The sequence below is a fragment of the Kribbella sp. NPDC051936 genome (assembly GCF_040680955.1).
Classification (GTDB): Bacteria; Actinomycetota; Actinomycetes; order Propionibacteriales; family Kribbellaceae; genus Kribbella.
The window spans coordinates 312204-332236 of sequence record NZ_JBFAXS010000006.1; the positions used below are offsets into that span (position 1 = coordinate 312204).

The following is a 20033-nucleotide window of genomic DNA, read 5'->3' on the forward strand; positions in this document are numbered from 1 at the left end:
GCGGTTGGTGAGTGCCTGGGGTCCGCTAGGGCGTCGCCAGTGCCTCGGTCGGGGACAGACGGGACGCGCGGACGGCCGGATACAGACCCGCGAGACCGCCGATCACCAGTGTCGCCAGTACGCCGCCGGCTAGGGCCCAGACCGGGATCACCGTCAGCCAGTTCTGGTACGACGCGTAGCCGGCGGTGACCGCGGAGCCGAGGATCGCGCCGCCGATCCCGCCGAGCGCGGACAGCAGCAGCGATTCGGTCAGGAACTGCGTCCGGATCTGGCCGCGGGTCGCCCCGAGCGAGCGGCGCAGACCGATCTCGGCGCGACGTTCGAGCACCGAGATCACCATGATGTTCGCGACGCCGACGCCGCCGACCAGCAGCGCGACGGCGCCCAGGCCGAGCAGGAGTCCGGTGAACGCCTGACCGGCGGCCTGCTTCGCGGCGAGGGCGTCGGACGGGCGCGACACCTCGACCTCGTTCGGCGCCTCGGGGTTGGCCGTTGCGCCGAGCACCGATCGGACCGCAGGCACCTGGGCGTCGTCCGACCGGGTGTAGATCGTGGTCGGATGCCCGTCGAAGGAGAGTTCGCCCGCCGCGGGCCAGCCCATCAGCGCGGCACTGTCCAGCTCCGGTGCGAGCGCGGCCGGTTCGAGGATGCCGAGCACGGTGAACCAGGTGTTGCCGATCAGCACCTGGGTGTCCGGTCCGGCCTTGGTGATCCCGAGTCGTTCCGCGGCGGCGGCGCCCAGGACGGTCGCCGGGTACGAGCCGGTGGCGGCGTCGATCCACTTGCCGCTGCGGATCGTGGCCCCGATCGTGTCGAGCAGGTTGGTACGGGCGGCGTACGCGATGATGCCGTTGGTCTCGACGTCGGGGATCTTGCTGGTCCGGTACACCGACGCGTCGTCGACCTTGCCGATCGCGGACTCCGCGCGGACCGGGGCGATCCGGCGGACCATCGACTCGGCCGCGAGCGGCAGCTGGGCCTGCTCACCGGTCAGCCGGGTGCCCGGCGTGACCGTCAGCAGGTTGGTGCCCAGGGCATCGAGTTGCCCGTCGAGCTCGGCCCGCGACGACGACGAGATGCCGACCACGGCGACCATCGCCGCGATCCCGATCGCGATGCCGAGCGCGGACAGGAACGCCCGCATCGGCCGCGTCCGCAACCCGACGGCGCCCACCCGCACCACATCCCGGAGTTTGAGCGAAGCGGGCCTGAGCTCTCCGTTCCTTCGGGTCCCGCTCATGCGTGCACCTCCTCGACGATGTGGCCGTCGCGCATCCGGATCTGGCGGGGGAGGGAGGCGGCGATGTCGCGGTCGTGGGTGATGACGACGACCGTGGTGCCGGCGGTGTGCAGGTCGCGGAGGAGCTGCATCACGCCCGCGCCTGACGCGGAGTCCAGTGCGCCGGTCGGCTCGTCGGCCAGCAGTACGGCGGGTTCGCCGGCGACTGCCCGCGCGACGGCGACTCGTTGACGCTCGCCACCGGACAGTTCGTGCGGCTCGTGATCGAGGCGGTGCGCGAGCCCGACCCGTTCCAGCGCGGCCGCGGCCCGCCTCCGTCGTACCGCGAGCCGGAGGCCGGAGTAGAGCAACCCGTCGGCGACGTTGTCGACCGCGCGGACCCCGGCGGCGAGGTGGAACTGCTGGAAGACGAACCCGATCCGGGTCGCCCGCAGCGCGGACAACCCGGCGTCGGACAACCGCGCCACGTCGTACCGGTCGATCCGGACCGTGCCGGACGTCGGCCGGTCGAGCGTGCCGAGCACGTTCAGCATCGTGGACTTGCCGGAGCCCGACGGGCCGACGATCGCGACCAGTTCGCCGCGGTCGATCCGCAGGCTGACCCCGCCGAGCGCGTGCACGCCTCCCGGATACACCTTGGTCACCTCGGTCAGCTCGATCACTTCGGGATCCCCACCGCGGTGCCGGCGGTGATGCCGGCGCCGCTGACCTCGACCTGGCCGCCCGCGAACAGCCCGGTCTTCACCGGCAGGTACCGCGACGTCGCACCGTCGGTGACCTCGACGCCGAACCCGCCCTCGCGGAGCGCGACCAGCGCCGCGACCGGGACGGTCAGGACGTTCTTGCGCTCCGACGCGGTGAACGTGACGTCGACCGCCGCGGACGACCAGGCGGCCACCGTTTTCTGGTCGGCGACGGCAACGATCACCTCGACCTTGGTCTCCGGGTCCTGGTCCGGGCTTTCCGCCGGGATGATCACCGTGGAAACTTTCTGGATCTTTCCGGCGACCGACTTTCCGTCCGGCAGCCCGACGGTGACCGCGGCGTTGAGCTTGGCGAGCCGCTGGTCGGCCGCGTCGAGCTGGACCGTGACGGCGCGGGTGGTGCCGGTGTAGGTGAGCACCGGCTGGTTCGGCCCGAGCGGTGATCCTTCCTCGGCCTGCACGCTGTCCACCCGCAGATGACCAGGGGCGAACAGCACGCTGCCGAGCTCGACGACTCCTGTCTCGTCCCGCCCGAGATCCTCCTGCCACTCCTCGACGGCCTCGGCGGTCGCGTCGGTGTACTCGTCGTCCACCGTGAACCCGGTGTAGCCCATCGCCTTCAGATTCTGCTCGAGCTGCAGGACGTCCGTCCCTTCGGTCCCGACCGTGAGCCTGCGGTACGCCGGGAGCGCGCCGTACAGGAGCGTCGTCGGGACGTTGTCGATGCTGTAGACGGTGTTGCCGCGCCGGAGCTCCTGCCCGCTGTCGGGGACGAAGGTGACCGTGCCGGCCACCCGGTTGACCGCGGAGGACGACGTGCCGAAGCCGAGCCGGCCGTCCTCGGTCTCGGTGTCTTTCAGGGTCTGCCGGGTGACCTTCGTGGTGTTGATCGGCACGGCCTGCGCGGTCTGGTCGGATGCCTGGCTGGTGTCGCCCCGACTCACCAGGAAAGCGCTGACGGCGCCGCCTGCGGCCAGGACGACGACGGCCGTCAGTGCCTTGCGCATCAGCGCGCCGCCAGGATGCTCTGGCAGGCGTCCTGCGCCTTCTGGAAGTCCGGATCGTCCGCGACGCCCGGGCCGATCATGATCCCGCGCTGGTCCGGCTTCGGGTCCGGGAACTTCTCGACGCCGTTCTTCCGCATGCACTCGGCGTACTTCCGGCCGTTCTCCTGCTGTTGCGGGTTGGCGCTGCCCTGCGCCTGCGGGTTGTACTGCTGGCACGCCTCCATGGCCTGCTGGACTTTCTCCTGCGTGACCCCGGAGTTCTTGTCGAACCTCAGCATCGGGCCCTTGCCCGGCTCCGGGTCCGGCACGTTCAGGCCGTTCTCCCGCAGGCACTGGGTGAACTTGACCGCCATTTCGTCCTGGCTGAGGCTGGCCGGCGCGCTGCTCGGCGCTGTGGTCTGCTGCGCGCCGGTGCCGGACGCCACCTGGGTGTCGGGCTCGTCGGCGCCGCAGCCGGTCAGGATCAGGCCGGCCGCCAGGACGGAAACGGCCAGGATGGTGTTGCGCATCATTGCTCCTCTCGTTTCCGGAAACCCTGCTCGGCCCGCCGTTTCCCGGCCGTTTCCGAGTCCGGAAACACCGCGGAAACAGGGCCGTCGGGGATCATGGGGTGCGTGCGGGTACTGGTGGTCGAGGACGAGCCGTTGCTGGCGGCAGCGATCGCGGAATGGCTGCGCGACGATTCACATGCCGTCGACGTGGCCACGGACGGCGGCGCGGCGCTGGAACGGTTGTCGGTGAACGCGTACGACGTCCTCGTGCTGGACCGCGACATCCCGGTCGTCCACGGCGACGAGGTCTGCCGGCAGCTGGTCGCGTCCGGGTCGGCCACGCGGGTGCTGATGCTGACCGCGGCGGCCGCGGTGACGGACCGCGTGGAGGGGCTCGGGCTGGGCGCCGACGACTACCTGACCAAGCCGTTCGCGTTCGCCGAGCTGGCCGCGCGAGTACTCGCGCTCGGGCGGCGCAGCCGGCCCGCCGATCCGCCCGTCCTGCGCCGCGCGGGCGTCACGCTGGACCCGGCCCGGCACGAGGTTTTCCGGGACGGCCGGTACGTGCCGTTGTCGAAGAAGGAATTCGCTGTCCTCGCGGAGCTGCTGCGCGCCGACGGCGCGACCGTGTCGGCCGAACAACTGCTGGAGAAGGCATGGGACGAGCACGTGGACCCGTTCACCGGAGCTGTCCGGCTGACGATCCTGAAGCTGCGCCGGAAACTGGGCGAGCCGGGGCTGGTCGAGACGGTCACCGGCGTCGGCTACCGCATCCCTTGAAACGACTGTCGCTCCGCGGCCGCCTGACCCTGCTGTACGGCGGGCTGTTCATGGTCGCCGGTGTGCTGCTGCTCGGCGTCACGTACGCGCTGTTCAACGCCAACCTCGGCCAGCAGTACCGGGTGATCGTGAAGGGCACCTACCTGAGCAGCCCGACGCCGGGCAAGGCTCCGCCGGCACCGCCGACCAACGACGTGTACGTGATGAACAAGGACGGCGCCGTCCTGACCGGCTCGGATGCCGAACGGGTGCTGGAACAGCAGCGGCAACAAGTACGGCAGGCAGCGATCAAGTCGTTGCTGACCCAGGGGAGCATCGCGCTGGCCGCGGTCGGCGCATTGGCAGCGGGGTTCGGATGGCTGGTGGCCGGGCGGGTGCTCGCGCCGCTCCACCAGGTCACCGACACGGCGCGCCGGATCGCCGCGTCGCCTGCCGCGCTCCACGAGCGGATCGCACTGAAAGGCCCGGACGACGAGGTCAAGAACCTGGCGGATGCGTTCGACACCATGGTCGAGCGGCTGGACCACTCGTTCGACGGCCAGCGGCGGTTCGTTGCCAACGCATCCCATGAGCTGCGGACGCCGTTGACGCTCGGCCGCGCCCTGGTCGAGGTCGCGATGCACCGGCGTACGGCGTCCCCGGACGTGAAGGAACTGGGCGAGAGCCTGCTGACCATCAACGCCCGGCACGAGCAGCTGATCGAAGGGCTGCTGATCCTGGCCGACTCCGAGAAACAGTTGACCACGGTCTACCCGGTCAACCTCGCGGACGTGGTGACCCACGTGACCGGCCAGCTCACCGGCGAGGCGGCCGCGGCCGGCGTCGAGCTGATCCGCGGCCCGGGCGACGCGCCGACGCGGGGCGATGCGCTCCTGCTCGAACGTCTCGTCCACAACCTGGTGGAGAACGGCATCCGGCACAACACGCCCGGCGACGAGCGCTGGGTCCGGGTGATCAGCAAACGGGCCGGCGACCAGGTGCGCGTCACCGTGACGAACACCGGGCCCGAGATCCCGCCGTACGAGGTCGAGAGCCTGTTCAAGCCCTTCTACCGCCTGGGCGCCGAGCGGCTGGTCGGCGGGAAGGGCGCCGGGCTCGGCCTGTCGATCGTCCGGTCGGTCGCCGAGGCCCATGGCGGCACCGTCACCGCCACGCCCCGCGCGGGAGGCGGGCTGGAAATTACTGTGGTGCTGCCTGTCGATCCGGGCTGAGACCGTTCGTGTAGAGGGCGAGAAGGAGGCGACGATGAACCACTACCTGCTCAGCATCTACCAGCCCGACGGTCCGGCTCCGGAACCCGAGGTGCTGGAGCCGATCCTGCGGGACCTGCAGGCGTTGAACGAGGAGATGCAGGCGGCCGGCGTGTGGGTGTTCGCGGCCGGTCTGCATCCGCCGGAGACGGCGACCGTGCTGAAGGCGAGCGGCGACGACGTGCTGATCACCGACGGGCCGTTCACCGAGGGCAAGGAGCATCTCGGCGGTTTCACGGTCATCCAGGTCGAGGATCTGGACGCTGCGCTGCACTGGGCCAAGCGGCTGGCCGAGGTGCTCCGCAACCTGTCTGTCGAGGTCAGGCCGTTCCAGTCGTGACAGCTGACCTCGCTGCGATCTTCCGGGCCGAGCACGGGCGGGCGGTGGCTGTTCTGACGCGCGTGTTCGGTGACCTGGAGATCGCCGAGGACGCCGTCCAGGACGCGTTCGCGACGGCGCTGGAGAAGTGGCCGGACTCCGGCGTACCGCCGAGCCCGGCCGGATGGATCATCACGACCGCGCGCAACCGCGCGATCGACCGCCTGAGACGCGAGGCCGCACGGACCGGCAAGCACGCAGAGGCCGCGCTGCTGCACGCGGAGACCGAGCCGGTGGAGGAGGGTGCCGTGCACGACGATCGTCTGCGGCTGATCTTCACCTGCTGCCACCCGGCGCTCGCCCTGAACGTCCGGGTCGCTCTCACACTGCGCATGCTCGGCGGCCTCAGCACCGCCGAGATCGCGCACGCGTTCCTGGTCCCCGAGCCGACGATGGCGCAACGCCTGGTCCGTGCCAAGGCCAAGATCCGCGCCGCCGGCATCCCGTACCGCGTCCCGTACGAGGCGGATCTGCCCGAGCGCGTCCGCGGCGTCCTCGCCGTCGTCTACCTGATCTTCAACGAGGGGTACGCCGCCTCGTCCGGCGACACCCTCGTCCGCGACGAGCTCGCTGCCGAGGCGATCCGGCTGGGACGGCTCCTGGTCGACCTGATGCCCGACGAACCCGAAGCGGCCGGCCTGCTCGCGCTGATGCTGCTCCAGCAGTCCCGGCGCCCGGCCAGGGTCGCGCCCGACGGAACGCTGATCCGCCTCCGCGACCAGGACCGCGCGCTGTGGGATCGCCGGCTGATCGACGAAGGCCACACGCTCGTACGGCGATGCCTGCGCCGCAACCAGCCCGGTCCGTACCAGCTCCAGGCCGCGATCAACGCCGTCCACGCCGACGCCGCGACCGCCGAGGCCACCGACTGGCCGCAGATCCTCCAGCTCTACGACCACCTGCTCGCCCTCGACCCCACGCCCGTCGTGGCGCTCAACCGAGCCGTCGCCGTCTCCGAAGTCGAAGGCCCCGCCGCCGCCCTCGCGCTGGTCGATGCGTTGAACCTCGACTCCTACTACCTCTTCCACGCCATCCGGGCCGATCTCCTCACTCAGCTGGACCGTTCCGCCGACGCCCGAGCTGCCTACGAGTCGGCGCTGGGCCTCACCTCCAACGAAGCCGAGCAGGACTTCCTCCGGACCCGGATGAGATAACCCTGCCGGCGGCGTGCACCTTCGGTAGGGTCCCGAGGGTGTTCGAGTTGATCTGTGAGGTGGAGCCTCCGACGCGGCCGGACCTGAAGAAGGTGCGGCACCAGATCGGCGTGATGAGTCCGATCGCGGACGGTTTCCTGATCCCGGACAACCACATCGGGCGGGCGACCGTGTCGAGTGTCGCGGTCGCCAACGAGGTGCAGCTGATGGGCGCGCGCGGGATCGCCTGCCTGAACTCGCGGGACCGGAACCTGCTCGGTTTCCGGCGCGACCTGCTGACCGCGGCGGCGTACGGCGTCGAGCAGTTCCTGTTCGTGCACGGTGACGACCCGGCCGAAGGTGCGCGGACCAGTCAGCTGACCGTGCGGCGGATGATCGAGCAGACCCGCGAGACGACGTACCCGGGCTGTGCCCCGTTCAAGGTCGGCGCGGCCACCCGCTTGTCGAAGGTCCCGCGCTGGAAGTCCGAGGCAGATTTCCTCTACGTCCAGGTCAGCTACGACTTGGACGAACTGCTGCGCTGGCGTGCGTCGGTCGACCTCGACATCCCGGTGTACGCCGGGGTGATGGTGCTCGCGTCCGCCCGGATGGCGCGCAATCTCGCCGGGCTGCCGCAGCTGACGATCCCGGCCGAGCTGGTCGACGCGGTGGAGCGGGACCGGGACGCCGGTGTCGACCACGCCTGCGAGCAGATCCTGAAGATCCGTGACTCCGGAGCCTTCGAGGGCGTTCACCTGATACCGGTCAGCCGGTACCGCCAGGTCGCGGCCCGCCTCGAACGCGAGCTGTAAGGCGTGCGGATCGGCTAATGTCCTGCTAAGAGACGGGAGGTGGAGCGTGGGACTGCCTGGCAAGGGCCTGGTCGAGGGGTTGAAGGTCACCGCGAGGACCCTGGCCCGTCGTTCCGTCACCGAGCAGTACCCGGACGTCCTGCCGGAGTTGCCGCCGCGCAGCCGCGGCGTGATCGCGCTCATGGAGGAGAACTGCACCTCCTGCATGCTGTGCGCCCGCGAGTGCCCGAGCTGGTGCATCTACATCGACTCGCACACCGAGACCGCGCCGTCGGTCGGTGAGCAGGCCCGGGAGCGCAGCCGGAACGTGCTGGACCGGTTCGCGATCGACTTCAGCCTCTGCATGTACTGCGGGATCTGCATCGAGGCCTGCCCGTTCGACGCGCTGTTCTGGTCGCCCGAGTTCGAGTACGCCGAGACCGACATCCGCAACCTGACCCACGAGAAGGACCGGCTCCGCGACTGGATGTGGACGGTGCCGGCACCGCAGCCGATCGACCCTGGTCCGGACTCCGGGGACGACGCGTGACCACAGTCCTGTTCTCCGTCGCCGGCGCGGTGGCGGTGGCCGCGGCCGTGCTGGTGGTGGTCTCCCGCCGGATTGTGCACGCCGCGCTCTGGCTGGTGGTCGCGCTCGGCGCCGTGGCCGGCTGCTTCGGCGCGCTGCACGCCGAGTTCGTCGCACTGGTCCAGATCCTGGTGTACGTCGGAGCGATCGTCGTCCTGGTCCTGTTCGCGCTGATGCTCACGAAGGCGCCGACGAATCCGCTGCCGGAGCTCACCACCGGGCGCAGCCCGTTCGCGGCCGTGGTCGCCGCGGTGCTCGCGCTGGTCCTCGGCGCCGGCGTGGTTCTTGCCTTCGGCAACGAGAAGATCGAGTCGGTGACCGGCGGATCGGCGACGGCGATCGGCACCCAGGTGTTCAAGAACTGGGTGCTCCCGTTCGAGGTCTTGTCGGTGCTGCTGCTGGCGGCGCTGATCGGCGCGATCGCGCTGTCGCAGCGCAAGAAGGAGGACTGACGGTGCCGTTGATCCTCCCGCTGCTGCTGGCCGTCGTCCTGTTCTGCATCGGTGTGTACGGCGTCCTCGCGCGCCGCAACGTGATCACGATGCTGATGTCGTTCGAGCTGATGCTGAACGCGGTCAACCTGAACCTGGTCGCCTTCGACGCCTGGCGGGTGGACGAGGCCACCGGGCAGACGCTCGCGATCTTCGTGATCACGCTGGCCGCCGCCGAGATCGGCCTCGGCCTGGCGATCGTGCTGCTGCTGTTCCGCGGCCACGGCCATGTCGACGCCGACGCGGCCCGTGACCTGGTGGAGCGGCCATGATCGCGACGGTCTGGCGCGTCACTGGCGTGGCCTTCTCGCTGCTGATCCTGTTGTTCGCCGCCCTGCTGTACGGCGCTGCCCCGGATCAGGTCGCGTTCCTCGACTCGCCGGTCGGCGACCTCACCATCGGCTTCGCGGTCCGCACCGACGACCTGACGGTCCTGATGCTCGCGGTCGTCGGCGTGATCGCGACCTGCGTCCAGGTCTACTCGCTCGGGTACCTGCACCAGCGCCCGGCGTCGTACCACGCGCTGGTCACCTTGTTCACCGCGGCGATGGTGACCGTCGTGGTCTCGGACAGCCTGTTCTTCCTGCTGATCGGCTGGGAAGTGATGGGCGCCTGCTCGTACCTGCTGATCGGCCACTACTGGGAGCGCCGGGACGCCCGCTCCGGAGCGGTGAAGGCGTTCCTGATGACCCGGTTCGCCGACGTCGGGTTCCTGTTCGGAATCTTCGTGCTCGGTGTCGGCGCGCACACTTTCCGGATCTCCGAGCTCGATCCGGCGCGGATTTCCGCCGGGGTGCTGACGACCGGCACGCTGCTGCTGCTCGTCGGGGTCGTCGGCAAGTCGGCGCAGGTCCCGTTGCAGACCTGGCTCCCGGACGCGATGCCCGGTCCGAGCCCGGTCAGCGCCCTGATCCACGCGGCCACGATGGTCGCCGCCGGCGTTTTCCTGATCGCCCGGCTCTACGACGTCTTCGCCGCGTCCGAGACCACGCTGACCGTGCTCGCGATCGTCGCCTGCGTGACGATGCTCGTCGCCGCGCTCTGCGCGTCGGCCGCGGTCGAGGTGAAGCGCGTCCTCGCCTGGTCGACGGTGAGCCAGCTCGCGATCATGTTCTCCGCGCTGTCGCTCGGCACGGCCGAGGGCCGGCACGCCGCGCTCTTCCACCTCGTCACGCATGCCGCGTTCAAGGGCCTGCTGTTCCTCTGTGCGGGAGTGCTGCTGCACCAGGTCGGCAGCGCGGCCCTGGTCGTCCTGCGCCGCTACACGCGTCGCGGAAGGCTGCGGAAAGCGCTGCCGGTGACATTCCTGACCATGAGCGTCGGTCTCGCGGCGCTGGCCGGCGTCCCGGGGTTCGCCGGGTTCTTCTCCAAGGACGCGGTGATCGAGGCGGCCTGGGAACAGGCGCACGACGGGTCGGCCGTCGGCTGGGTCGTGCTGCTGTCCGTCTGCCTGACCGCGGCGCTGACGGCCTTCTACTGCGTGCGGCTGTGGCTGTGGACCTTCTTCCGGACGCCGGCACTGGCCGGCGGCATCGGCGCGTTCGAGGACGGTGACGCGGCGGCCGACCTCGACGAGCCCGACACCTCCAAGCTCCGCGACGCGCCGTGGGTGATGCTGGCGCCGCTCGTGCTGCTCGCGGTCGCCTCGATCGTGCTCGGGTACGTCGACGGCGTGCACCTCAACTGGGTCATCGGGCTGGTCTCGACCGCGCTCGTGCTGCTCGGCGCGCTCCCGGCGTACTCGCTGTGGCGGCGCGGGGCGGATCCCCGGCCGGTGGTGTTCGAGCGCGAGTTCGGCGTCGACCCGGCGTACCACGGTCTGGTCGTCGTGCCCGTGCGGTGGCTGGCCAAGCTGACCGTGGCGGGGGACCGCGACGTCATCGGTGCGTACGTCCGCGCGGCCGGCCGGACCGGGACGCTGGCGTCGCAGGGGTTCCGCCGGCTGCAGACCGGGAACGTGCAGACCTACCTGACGGCGGCCGTCATCGGCGCGGTCGCACTCGCCGTGCTCGCGGGGGTGATCGGCTCGTGAACGCGATCCTGCTGGCGATCCTCGTGCTGCCGGCGCTGGCCGCGGGAGCGTTGTGGTCGATCCCGGCCGCGATCGGCGACCGTCTCGCGGCGGCGTACGGGGCGGTGATCTCGGGGCTCGTGCTGGTCGGGGCACTGATCCTCTGGCCGCGGACCGGCGGATGGTTCGCCTATGTGCCCGCGCAGGAACAGCTGCTCGGCGACGCCGTCCACCCGCTCGACGCCGTGATCGACGTACCGTGGATTCCGTCCCTCGACGTCCGGTTCCACATCGGCGTCGACTCGATCTCGGTGCCGCTGATCGTGCTGACGGCGCTGCTGACTTTCCTGTGCTGCCTGTACTCGCTGAAGATCACGCCGCGGATCGGCCGGACCCGTTCCCTGATCGCGCTGCTGCTGGTGATCGAGACCGGCGTGATCGGGACCTTCTCGGCGATGGACCTGGTGCTGTTCTTCGTCTGCTTCGAGATCGTGCTGATCCCGATGTGGCTGGTCATCGACATCTGGGGCGACCACCACGACCCGGCCGGACGGAAACGCGCGGCGAACACGTTCGTGCTGATGACCGTGTTCGGTTCCGCGCTGATGCTGCTCGGTTTCCTGCTGGTGCAACGGGTGACGGGGACGTTCGACATCGTCGCGCTGACCAACTCGCCGGTCGCCGGCGGGCACGGGGTCCCGCTGGCCGCCGCCATACTGATCGCGGTCGGGCTGGCCGTGAAGGTGCCGCTCTGGCCCCTGCACATCTGGCTGCCGGACGCGCACGCGAAGGCGCCGACGGTGGGGTCGGTGCTGCTGGCCGGTGTGCTGCTGAAGCTCGGGACGTACGGCCTGATCCGGATTCTGGTCCCGGTGCTGCCGGACGCGACGGCGACGATCGCGCCGTACCTCGGGGCGTTCTCGACCGTGGCGATCGTCGCGGGGTCGCTGGCCTGTCTCGCACAGACCGACGTCAAGCGGCTGATCGCGTACTCGAGCGTCGGGCACATGGGCTTCATCGGGCTCGGCATCGCCACCATGTCCCCGGCCGGCCTGCGCGGCGCGCTGTTCGCGAACATCGCGCACGGGCTGATCACCGGGCTGCTGTTCTTCCTGGCCGGAGCGATCAAGGACCGGCACGACACCAGCGATCTGCGCGCGATCGGCCGGGCCCTGTACGCCCGGTTGCCGCGGATCGCCGCGCTGCTGACGTTCGCCTGTCTCGCCTCGCTCGGGCTGCCGGGCCTGGCCGGATTCTGGGGCGAGATGCTGGTGCTGCTGGGCGCCTACGACCCGGCCGCCTGGTTGCCGCGGACGACGTTCCTGGTGTTCATGGTGATCGCCGGACTCGGCACGGTGCTGACCGCCGCGTACTTCCTGCGGCTGGTCCGCAACCTGTGCCAGGGCGACCCGGCCGACAACCCGCCGGCCGCCTTCGCGGTCGATCTCAGCGGCATCGAGCTGATCACCTGGGCGCCGCTGGTCACACTGACCGTCCTGCTCGGCGTCTGGCCCGGCCTCCTCCTCCAGCAGTGGGGTGCCCTGTGACGGCGTTGAATGCCGCGCTGCCGCGCGGCGGGTCATGGGGCTGTGACTCCCGCCCTTCCCTCGTCGCTCCGGTCGCTTCGCTCCCTCCGCTCCTCAGTCCAGGGCGGGAGGCCCCATGACCCTGACGTGGACGGATTGGCAAGCGATCGCGGTACCGCTGGTGCTGGCGATCGGCGCCGTCGCCGTGCTGCTGGTCGACAGCTTCTGGAAGAGTGCGTCGGCCGAGCTGCGGCACACCGTCGTGACGTTGCTGACCAGCGCGGTCATCCTGTTCGGGCTCGTGTTCGCGTGGGCGCAGCGCGACGACTTCAAGCCCGCGTTCTGCCGGCCGGCGGTCGAAGGGCCGGCGCAGTGCAGCCTGGTCTTCGAGCCGTTGACGGCCGGGTTGTGGGCGGTGCTGCTGATCGGCGGGCTCGGCGTCGTCGGACTCTCGGCGTACCGCCTGCTGGCCGCGGACATTCCGATCGGGGAGTACCACTTCCTGCTGCTCAGCGCGCTCACCGGCGCGACGGTGCTGGCCGGCGCGCGGGACCTGGCGACGCTCGTGATCGCGCTCGAGGTGGTGTCGCTGCCGAGCTTCGCGATGGTCGGGCTGCGCCGGGACCGGCGCGGTTCCGAGGGCGCGATGAAGGCGTTCCTGGTGTCGGTGCTGTCGACGGCCGTGATGCTGTTCGGCATCTCCTACGTGTACGGCGTGACCGGCTCGCTGTACCTGTCGACGATCGCGAACCGGCTGACCGGGCTGGATCCGGACCTGGCCCGGGTGGCGTTCGCGGCCGGGCTGTTCGTGATCGTCGGGTTCGCGTTCAAGATCGCGGCGGTGCCGTTCCACGCCTGGCTGCCGGACACGTACGTCGGCGCGCCGGTGGAGGTCACCACCTTCCTCGCGGTGGTCTCGAAGTCGGCCGGCGTCGCCGGGCTGCTGGTCCTCGTCACGTCCGGGATCGCGCCCGACGGCTCCCAACTGCGCACCGTGGTCGCCATCCTCGCTGCGGTCACGATGACGGTCGGAAACCTGGCCGCGCTCCGTCAGGTCGAGGCCGTGCGGCTGCTCGCGTGGTCGTCGATCGGGCAGGTCGGCTTCCTGCTCGCGCCGCTCGCCGTCGACGACGCACAGGCCGTCGTCGGGTACTTGGCGGCGTACGTCGTCGTCACGCTCGGCGCCTTCGGAGCGGTCGCTGTCGTGCAGCGCCATCGCCCTGGGGGCCTGCTCACGGACTACCGCGGCATGGTCCGCTCCGAGCCCGGTCTGGCCGCCGCCCTGATCTTCTTCCTGGTCGTCCTGGCCGGACTTCCGCCTGGTCTCGCGGGTCTGTTCACGAAGTTCGCCGCGTTCCAGGCCGTGATCGACGGCCACCTCGGCTGGCTCGCGATCGTCATGGCCGTCAACGTCATGATCGGCCTCGCCGTCTACCTGCGCTGGATCGCCGAGCTCTTCCGGCTGCCCGCCGACGACCCGTTCTCGGTCGACATCGAGACCCCCGCGGTCACGATGATCTCGCTCTGCACCGCGGTGGCCGCCGTCCTCTCGGTCCTGCCCAGCATCATGTTCGCGCTTGCGACCTGACGAAGTCCTCGTACTGGGACCAGACGCGGCGCCAGAGCGCGTCGCGGTCGGCGTCGGAGTAGTGCGGGAGCGGCAGGCGGAAAACGTCCGCGAGCGCGGCGAAGTAGTCGGCCGGGGTCTCGAGCAGGGTGTTGTCGACCCGGTCGGAAAACGTTTCGCTCAGCCCTACGGAACGCAGTACGACAACGGATTCCGGCGTCCGGCGGAACGCGGAGGCGAGTCGCACGAACGGGGACGCCGGGTCGGCGGAAAGCTGCCTGTGCTGGGCGGCGAACGCGTCCAGAGTCACCGGGGACGACTCGAAGTCCATGCCGATCAGGTTCGCGCGCGGATCGTGGTCGAGTCGCCAGCCGTCGGTCTTCTCCGACGGGCGCAGGCGCAGCGTGAACGGGTACTGCTCGGCCTCGCCGGTCTCCAACGGCATCGGCTGGCGCAAACCGTCGCCGAGGCCGGCGTCGACGAGCCACCAACGTGCCGGGTCCTCGACCAGTCCGCTGACGGTCAGCACCATGTGGCTGCCGTCGATGTCGCCGGGCCGATTGACCGTTTGTACGCCGCCGCGGTGCATCCGCACGCGGTAGCCGAGCTCGGTCAGCAGCAGCGCGAACGTCCCGTTCAGCTGGAAGCAGTACCCGCCGGTCTCGCGCGCGACGATCCGCTTCGCCACGTCCTCCGGCTCGAACGCGCCACCCGGCGTGAGCTGGTACTGCACGGTCTCGTACGGCACCTGATCCACGTACGCCGCGTGCAGCTGATTCAGACCCTCCAGCCGCGGCGGGCCGTCGTACCCGCTGAGTCCGACTCGCCGGAGGAACGCCTCGGTGTCCATAGGAACCTAGGCTAAGCGGGGTGATCGACGTCTTCGACCGAGTTGCCGCTCACGATGTCGCCGGCGAGCTCGGCGAGGTGTTCGCGGCTGCCTTCGGTGCTCCGGGGTACGACGACGAGCGCGCCGACGCTCAGCGGTTCGCCGGCGAACAGTTGCCGGCCCACGCCGCCCGCGACGACTTCAAACTCGTCGTCGCGCGCCTCCCGCGTCCTGTCGGCACACCGCCCGCCGGCAACGGCGTCGGCTCGCTCGACGTCGCGGGCGTGATGGGTGGCAGCGGCCCGATTGCCGGATTCGCCTACGGTTTCACCGGACACCTCGGGCAGTGGTGGTCGGACCGCGTCGCGGCGGCGATCGGTCCCGAACTCGCGGCGGAGTGGATCGGCGGGCACTTCGAGGTCGTCGAGCTCGCCGTCCTGCCCGCCGCCCAAGGGCAAGGCCTCGGGACCGCGTTGATGCAGGAACTGATGCGGGACCTCCCGAACCGGAAAGCGTTGCTGACGACGTACACCGACGACCGGCCGGCGCCGCGGCTGTACCGGCGACTGGGCTGGCGGCTGCTCGTTCCCGACCTCGGCTGGGGGTCCGCGCTCTACGGGATGGACAGAGGTGTGCCCGTCGGCTCCTGACCTGGCAGGGTATGAGCCATGACCTCTGAGCGGATCTATGTCGGGAGCTACACGAGTCAGGCCGGCGGCGGGGACGGGATCGCGTTCGGGCCGCTGGACGGGATCGAGACGGCGGCGACGGTCGCCGACCCGTCGTTCCTGGTCAGGTCCGCGGACGGGCGGTTCCTCTACGCCACCAACGAGGAGCCGGACGGTAAGGTCTCGGCGTTCGCGATCGGCGTGGACGGAGCGCTCGAGCTGCTCAACCAGCAATCCACCGGCGGCATGCACCCGTGCCACCTGGACATCGACCCGTCCGGCCGGTTCCTGCTCTCGGCGAACTACACCTCGGGCTCCGTCGCCGTGCACCCTTTGCGCGAGGACGGTTCGCTCGGTGAGCGGGCGTACTTCGTGCAGCGGTCCGGGACCGGACCGAACGCGGAGCGCCAGGAGGGGCCGCACGCGCACCAGATCGCGTTCGACCCGGCCGGTGAGTACGTGTTCGACGTCGACCTCGGGTCCGACACGGTCTACTCGTCGACACTCGGCGAGGACGGTGCGCTGCACGAGGTCGACCGGCTGCGGATCCACCCGGGCGCGGGGCCGCGGCACCTGGTGTTCCACCCGACGGCGGCCGCGGCGTACGTGATCAACGAGCTCGACTCGACGCTGACCGTCTGCAGCTACGCCGACGGGAAGCTGACGATCGTGCAGACGGTGTCCACCCGGCCGGCCGACTCGCCCGGCGAGAACTTCCCGGCCGAGCTGCTGGTCTCCGCCGACGGCCGGTTCCTGTACGGATCGAACCGCGGCGACAACACGATCGCGGTATTCGCGATCGCGGCCGACGGGCTGAGCGTCGAGCTGGTGCAGACGATCGGGTCCGGCGGGGACTGGCCGCGGCACCTCGCCTTCGGAAACGACCGGAACACGCTGTACGCCGCGAACGAGCGATCCGGTCAGATCGCGACCTTCACGATCGCCGACGGCCGGCTCACCCAGGCGGGCGAGCCGGCCGCATGGCCGAAGCCGGTGTGCGTCCTGCCGGTCTAGACGAGCTTCTCGAAGAAGAACTCGTGCTTGAGGAAGGACACGTCGTACTCGTGCCCCGGGTACGGCGGGTTCAGCTGGGCCGCCTGGAACAGGCGCCAGCCGTCCTTGAGCGCGTCGAGCCCGGTCTCGTACGGCGGTACGTCGCTGTCACCCGTCGTCGGGTGCGTCTCGCCCGTGCCGTCGTACACCGACCAGCCGACCACGCGCGCGTCCAGCGCCGAGGAGGCCAGGTAGAGGACCAGCACCTGCTGGCGAAGGCCCGTCTGCTGCGGGGTCTCTGCGGTGGCGGTCATACCATCTCCTTCTTCGCTGCGTGCGGGTTGTTCGCGCGGTCGGCCACCACGCGCTGCGGGCGGTTCGAGACGCGGGTGACCCAGTAGTTCGGGTCGTAGGTGTCGTCGCCGCTGATCGCGCGCCACAGCATGATGCGGTTGTACCGCTCGAGCCGGCCGGTGGCGTTCTCGTACCAGGGGAAGTTCTGCTCCAGCTCGGCCGCGACCTGGTCGTCGTACAGGTCGTCGGTGTTCCACAGCCGCACCTGACGGACGGTCGGGTTGAACCGGATCTTGAACATGTAGCGGTCGATGTCGCTGTCGTTCTTGCGGCCGCCGTGCCAGATGCCGTGGTGCAGGAACTGGACGGTGCCGGCCGGGCAGACCAGGCGGGTCTGGCCGAGCAGGTTCTGGTAGCGGCCGGTGTCGGACTCGTTGGTCCGGCGCAGGTGGCTGCCGGGGACGCTGAGCGTGCCGCCCATCTCCAGCGTCACGTCCTGCGGGTAGTACATCAGCTGAACGTCGAAGGCGTCGGTGCGGACGTCGATGATCGCGTCACCGTGCAGGTTCTGCGCCTCGCCTTCGTGGGCCTTGCGGATGTGGACCGCGTGGTGGTCGACGGTCGGCTCCGGGCCGACCAGGCTGTGGATCGCGCCGGCCACCTCGGGCAGCTGCACCAGGCGCTGGACGAAGTCGCTGTCCACGAACGCCTCCGACAGCGGGGTGCCGTACGGGACGCCCGGGATGCCGGCCTTCAGGACCTCGATCGCCTGCTGGTTCATCTCGTCCGGCACGACGGCGTCCATCCGGAGCGCGCCGGTGGCCACGAAATGCGCCATCTGTACCGAGGTGAGCAGGTGCTTGCGATGCGGATGGGGCATGGAAACTCCCATGGTGGAGTGGTGGTTGCTACTCCTCCAGGCTAGGCACGGAAAGCGTGTTCTCGCGTGGGTTGTGTTCACCACTGCTGGTAAATTCTCACCATGGTCGAGTTGCACCTCACGCAACCCCCGGAGGTGCTGAACGTCGGCGCCGGGATCCACGGCGTGCGCGGCCGGCGGGACGTCTTCCGCCTCCCGGACCTGTGGCAGCTGCACCTCTACAACTACTCGGCCGAGCTGACCCTGCTCGGTACGACGTTTTCCGTCGCGCCCGGCTACGTCTCGCTGACCCCCGCGGGCACGCAGGTGCAGTTCGACTACCGCGGGCGTTCCGAGCATCTTTACGCGCATTTCCGGCCGGTCGTCGCGGGCGTCCCGTCGTCGGTCCCCGTCGTCCAGGACGCCGGCGAATCCGCGCCGTTGCTGTCCGGACTGCTGCGCTCCGCGATCGAGTCCTCCCCGTCCGGCTCGTCCCGCACCACCGCGGACGTCTGGAGCGCGCTGTGGCGGATCGCGGAGCTCACGCCCGCCACCGCCGAGACCCGGCATCCGGCCGTCGCCACCGCGATCGCGCACATCGAGGCCAACCTCGCCCAGCCGCTGACGGTCCCCGGCCTGGCCCGGGTGGCCGGTGTCTCCCACAACCACCTGACCCGCCTGTTCCGGTCCGAGACCGGCGCCACGGTGATCGCGTACATCCGCCGCCGGCGCATGACCCGGGCCCGCCACCTGCTCGTCTCCTCCACCCTGTCCATCCCCGCGATCGCCGCGTCGGTGGGCATCCCCGACCTGCAGGCCTTCAACAAGACCTGCCACCGCGAACTCGGTACCTCACCGCGCGCCGTCCGGGGGAAAGCGGTGGCCGGTGAACGGGTAGGGGGTTAATGTCCGGAGCATGTACGAACTGATCCCGGTGGCCGAGGCGCCCGAGCTGGACGAAGAAGCGGGGCAGCGGTTCGTGGAGGAGTGGCCGGAGTTCATCTTCCACGACGAGGGCGTGAAGCCGTTCCGCGAGCGGCGGCTCGAGTATTTCCGCGACTGGGAGTTCTACTTCGTCGACGAGACCCGGCGGCTGATCGCGGGCTGCTGGGGCGTGCTGCTCGCGTGGGACGGCACGGTCGAGGACCTGCCCGGCGGATTCACGGACTCGCTCGCGCGGTCGGTCACGGAGTACGAGGAAAACGTCGTACCGAACACGTTCGTGCTGATGGCGGCCGCGGTGCGTTCCGACGAGCAGGGGCAGGGCCACGCCGGCCGGGTCATCACCGCCGTTCGCGACCGCGCCGTCGCCTCCGGCCTCGGGCAGGTGATCGCGCCGGTCCGCCCGACGCTGAAGTCGCGCTACCCGCTGACCCCGATCGAGACCTTCATGACCTGGACCCGCGAGGACGGCCTGCCGCTGGACCCCTGGCTGCGCACCCACGTCCGCCTGGGCGCCACCCTCCTGGCGCCCGCTCCGGCCTCACAGACGATGACCGGCTCGGTGGCCGACTGGGAGAAATGGACCGGAATGCAGTTTCCGTCCTCCGGCACCTACACCATTCCCGACGGCCTGACCACGCTCGAGATCGACCGCGACGCAGGCACAGGCAGCTACGTCGAACCGAACATCTGGCTCCGGCACTGCTAGGCGGAGTGCGTGCGGGGGAACGCGGTCGCGACCGCGGCGGTGCGGCTGGTGACGCCGAGCCGTTCGTAGATGTTCTCCAGGTGCTTGCGCACGGTGCCCTCGGCGACGAAGAGGCGATGGGCGATCTGGGTGTTGCTGTGCCCGTCGGCGACCAGCCGCAGTAGCTGCAGCTGGCGCGTGGTCAGGTCGGGGACGCGGGCTCGGCGACGCTCGTGCGCGCGGAGCACCTCGATGAAGTGCGGGCGGAGCATCGTGAGCAGCAGCCGCTCGCGTTCGGTGAAGTCGCGGCCGGTGGCACGGAACAGCAGGAGCCGGCGGTCCTCTGCGCCGCGCACCGGCAGCGGTACGGCGATCTCGTGGCGGGCACCGATGACGCGGAACCACTCACCGACGATCGAGTTCGCCAGTTGGCGGCCGGACAGATAGTCGGAGAGCTTCCAGACCGACTGGTAGTCGCCGGTGAGCTGCGGCCGGCAACAGGTCTCACCTTCCCAGTAGGACCGCCAGAACAACTCCTCCCAGCCGTCCGGGAGTGGGTCCGGCACGATGCCGAACTCCTCCAGCGCGACGACCGCGCGGTCCAGCGGACGGCTCACCTGGAAGCTGATCTCCTCGGCCGGGACCAGTTCGGCGAGCGCGGCCAGCAGTTCGCGCGGGAACAGCTCCTCAGGATCCGCCCGACGGCCGGAGTCGACGACGTCGAGGATCTGACGCAGATCGCGTTCGGTGACAGTCATGACCATCTCCCCCTCCCCAGGCTAGGCCGATCCGGCCGATGGC

22 protein-coding genes and 1 pseudogene are annotated in these 20033 nt (G+C 70.2%); 15 read left to right on the top strand and 8 right to left on the bottom strand.

The annotated features are described in order from the left end of the window. Window positions 1-25: 25 nt before the first annotated feature. The 4 genes from AB0L64_RS22565 to AB0L64_RS22580 are packed head-to-tail and all read right to left on the bottom strand — an operon-like array spanning window position 26 to window position 3460. Window positions 26-1240: an ABC transporter permease gene (locus AB0L64_RS22565; protein ID WP_363712895.1), complete on the bottom strand. Its 1215-nt coding sequence runs from the start codon at window positions 1238-1240 to the stop codon at window positions 26-28. Continuing rightward, the gene (locus AB0L64_RS22570; protein WP_363712897.1) at window positions 1237-1902 is read right to left on the bottom strand and encodes an ABC transporter ATP-binding protein; all 666 of its coding nucleotides are present in this window, start codon (window positions 1900-1902) and stop codon (window positions 1237-1239) included. Before AB0L64_RS22570 ends, AB0L64_RS22565 begins: the two co-directional genes overlap by 4 nt. Beyond that, window positions 1899-2951 (bottom strand): peptidoglycan-binding protein, encoded by a 1053-nt coding sequence (locus tag AB0L64_RS22575; RefSeq protein WP_363712899.1) that lies wholly within the window; start codon window positions 2949-2951, stop codon window positions 1899-1901. The genes AB0L64_RS22570 and AB0L64_RS22575 overlap by 4 nt, the downstream gene beginning before the upstream one ends. Continuing rightward, window positions 2951-3460, bottom strand: a complete 510-nt coding sequence (locus tag AB0L64_RS22580; RefSeq protein WP_359939808.1) for a hypothetical protein — start codon at window positions 3458-3460, stop codon at window positions 2951-2953. The genes AB0L64_RS22575 and AB0L64_RS22580 overlap by 1 nt, the downstream gene beginning before the upstream one ends. A gap of 105 nt (window positions 3461-3565) precedes the next feature. On the opposite strand from AB0L64_RS22580, the gene AB0L64_RS22585 reads away from it, so the two are divergent. The 11 genes and pseudogenes from AB0L64_RS22585 (at window position 3566) to AB0L64_RS22635 (ending at window position 13980) form a co-directional block, all read left to right on the top strand. After that, window positions 3566-4222: a response regulator transcription factor gene (locus tag AB0L64_RS22585; RefSeq protein ID WP_363712901.1), complete on the top strand. Its 657-nt coding sequence runs from the start codon at window positions 3566-3568 to the stop codon at window positions 4220-4222. Next, window positions 4219-5433 (top strand): HAMP domain-containing sensor histidine kinase, encoded by a 1215-nt coding sequence (locus AB0L64_RS22590; protein ID WP_363712903.1) that lies wholly within the window; start codon window positions 4219-4221, stop codon window positions 5431-5433. The genes AB0L64_RS22585 and AB0L64_RS22590 overlap by 4 nt, the downstream gene beginning before the upstream one ends. A 34-nt stretch (window positions 5434-5467) precedes the next feature. Next, entirely contained in the window at window positions 5468-5812 is a 345-nt protein-coding gene (locus tag AB0L64_RS22595) for a YciI family protein (protein WP_363712905.1), read from the top strand. Further along, on the top strand, window positions 5809-7005 hold the full coding sequence (locus AB0L64_RS22600) for an RNA polymerase sigma factor (RefSeq protein WP_363712907.1): 1197 nt from the start codon (window positions 5809-5811) through the stop codon (window positions 7003-7005). The genes AB0L64_RS22595 and AB0L64_RS22600 overlap by 4 nt, the downstream gene beginning before the upstream one ends. 38 nt (window positions 7006-7043) lie before the next feature. Beyond that, window positions 7044-7796, top strand: a complete 753-nt coding sequence (locus tag AB0L64_RS22605; RefSeq protein ID WP_363712909.1) for a methylenetetrahydrofolate reductase — start codon at window positions 7044-7046, stop codon at window positions 7794-7796. Window positions 7797-7977: 181 nt separating this feature from the next. Beyond that, window positions 7978-8199: pseudogene (locus AB0L64_RS22610) on the top strand (4Fe-4S binding protein); the annotation flags it as partial. Window positions 8200-8321: 122 nt separating this feature from the next. Further along, entirely contained in the window at window positions 8322-8816 is a 495-nt protein-coding gene (locus AB0L64_RS22615) for an NADH-quinone oxidoreductase subunit J (protein ID WP_363712911.1), read from the top strand. 2 nt (window positions 8817-8818) lie between these two features. Then, window positions 8819-9127: an NADH-quinone oxidoreductase subunit NuoK gene (nuoK, locus tag AB0L64_RS22620; RefSeq protein ID WP_355482322.1), complete on the top strand. Its 309-nt coding sequence runs from the start codon at window positions 8819-8821 to the stop codon at window positions 9125-9127. Then, a complete protein-coding gene (locus AB0L64_RS22625) occupies window positions 9124-10887 on the top strand; it encodes an NADH-quinone oxidoreductase subunit L (RefSeq protein WP_363712913.1) in 1764 nt (587 codons plus the stop codon). Before nuoK ends, AB0L64_RS22625 begins: the two co-directional genes overlap by 4 nt. After that, entirely contained in the window at window positions 10884-12413 is a 1530-nt protein-coding gene (locus tag AB0L64_RS22630; protein WP_363712914.1) for an NADH-quinone oxidoreductase subunit M, read from the top strand. The genes AB0L64_RS22625 and AB0L64_RS22630 overlap by 4 nt, the downstream gene beginning before the upstream one ends. 115 nt (window positions 12414-12528) lie before the next feature. After that, window positions 12529-13980, top strand: coding sequence for an NADH-quinone oxidoreductase subunit N (locus AB0L64_RS22635; RefSeq protein WP_355694361.1), 1452 nt, complete (start codon window positions 12529-12531; stop codon window positions 13978-13980). Here AB0L64_RS22635 and AB0L64_RS22640 read toward each other — a convergent pair. Beyond that, a complete protein-coding gene (locus tag AB0L64_RS22640; RefSeq protein WP_363712917.1) occupies window positions 13958-14809 on the bottom strand; it encodes an arylamine N-acetyltransferase in 852 nt (283 codons plus the stop codon). The genes AB0L64_RS22635 and AB0L64_RS22640 overlap by 23 nt on opposite strands. A gap of 20 nt (window positions 14810-14829) precedes the next feature. On the opposite strand from AB0L64_RS22640, the gene AB0L64_RS22645 reads away from it, so the two are divergent. Together AB0L64_RS22645 and AB0L64_RS22650 are read left to right on the top strand one after the other, a co-directional pair. Further along, entirely contained in the window at window positions 14830-15438 is a 609-nt protein-coding gene (locus AB0L64_RS22645; RefSeq protein ID WP_363712918.1) for an N-acetyltransferase, read from the top strand. 18 nt (window positions 15439-15456) lie between these two features. Then, complete coding sequence (locus tag AB0L64_RS22650) at window positions 15457-16470, top strand: lactonase family protein (RefSeq protein ID WP_363712919.1); 1014 nt, start codon at window positions 15457-15459, stop codon at window positions 16468-16470. Here AB0L64_RS22650 and AB0L64_RS22655 read toward each other — a convergent pair. Beyond that, window positions 16467-16763 carry a hypothetical protein gene (locus AB0L64_RS22655; RefSeq protein WP_355482336.1) on the bottom strand — a complete coding sequence of 99 codons (297 nt, stop codon included), beginning with the start codon at window positions 16761-16763 and terminating at the stop codon, window positions 16467-16469. The two genes, AB0L64_RS22650 and AB0L64_RS22655, sit on opposite strands and share 4 nt — an antisense overlap. Then, window positions 16760-17623 carry a phytanoyl-CoA dioxygenase family protein gene (locus tag AB0L64_RS22660; protein ID WP_363712921.1) on the bottom strand — a complete coding sequence of 288 codons (864 nt, stop codon included), beginning with the start codon at window positions 17621-17623 and terminating at the stop codon, window positions 16760-16762. Before AB0L64_RS22660 ends, AB0L64_RS22655 begins: the two co-directional genes overlap by 4 nt. A gap of 102 nt (window positions 17624-17725) precedes the next feature. On the opposite strand from AB0L64_RS22660, the gene AB0L64_RS22665 reads away from it, so the two are divergent. Further along, window positions 17726-18508, top strand: coding sequence for a helix-turn-helix domain-containing protein (locus tag AB0L64_RS22665; protein ID WP_363712922.1), 783 nt, complete (start codon window positions 17726-17728; stop codon window positions 18506-18508). A 10-nt stretch (window positions 18509-18518) separates the two neighbouring features. After that, window positions 18519-19253 carry a hypothetical protein gene (locus tag AB0L64_RS22670; protein ID WP_363712923.1) on the top strand — a complete coding sequence of 245 codons (735 nt, stop codon included), beginning with the start codon at window positions 18519-18521 and terminating at the stop codon, window positions 19251-19253. On the opposite strand, the gene AB0L64_RS22675 is transcribed toward AB0L64_RS22670, so the two are convergent. Next, window positions 19250-19990: a response regulator transcription factor gene (locus AB0L64_RS22675; protein ID WP_363712925.1), complete on the bottom strand. Its 741-nt coding sequence runs from the start codon at window positions 19988-19990 to the stop codon at window positions 19250-19252. The two genes, AB0L64_RS22670 and AB0L64_RS22675, sit on opposite strands and share 4 nt — an antisense overlap. Window positions 19991-20033: the final 43 nt, after the last annotated feature.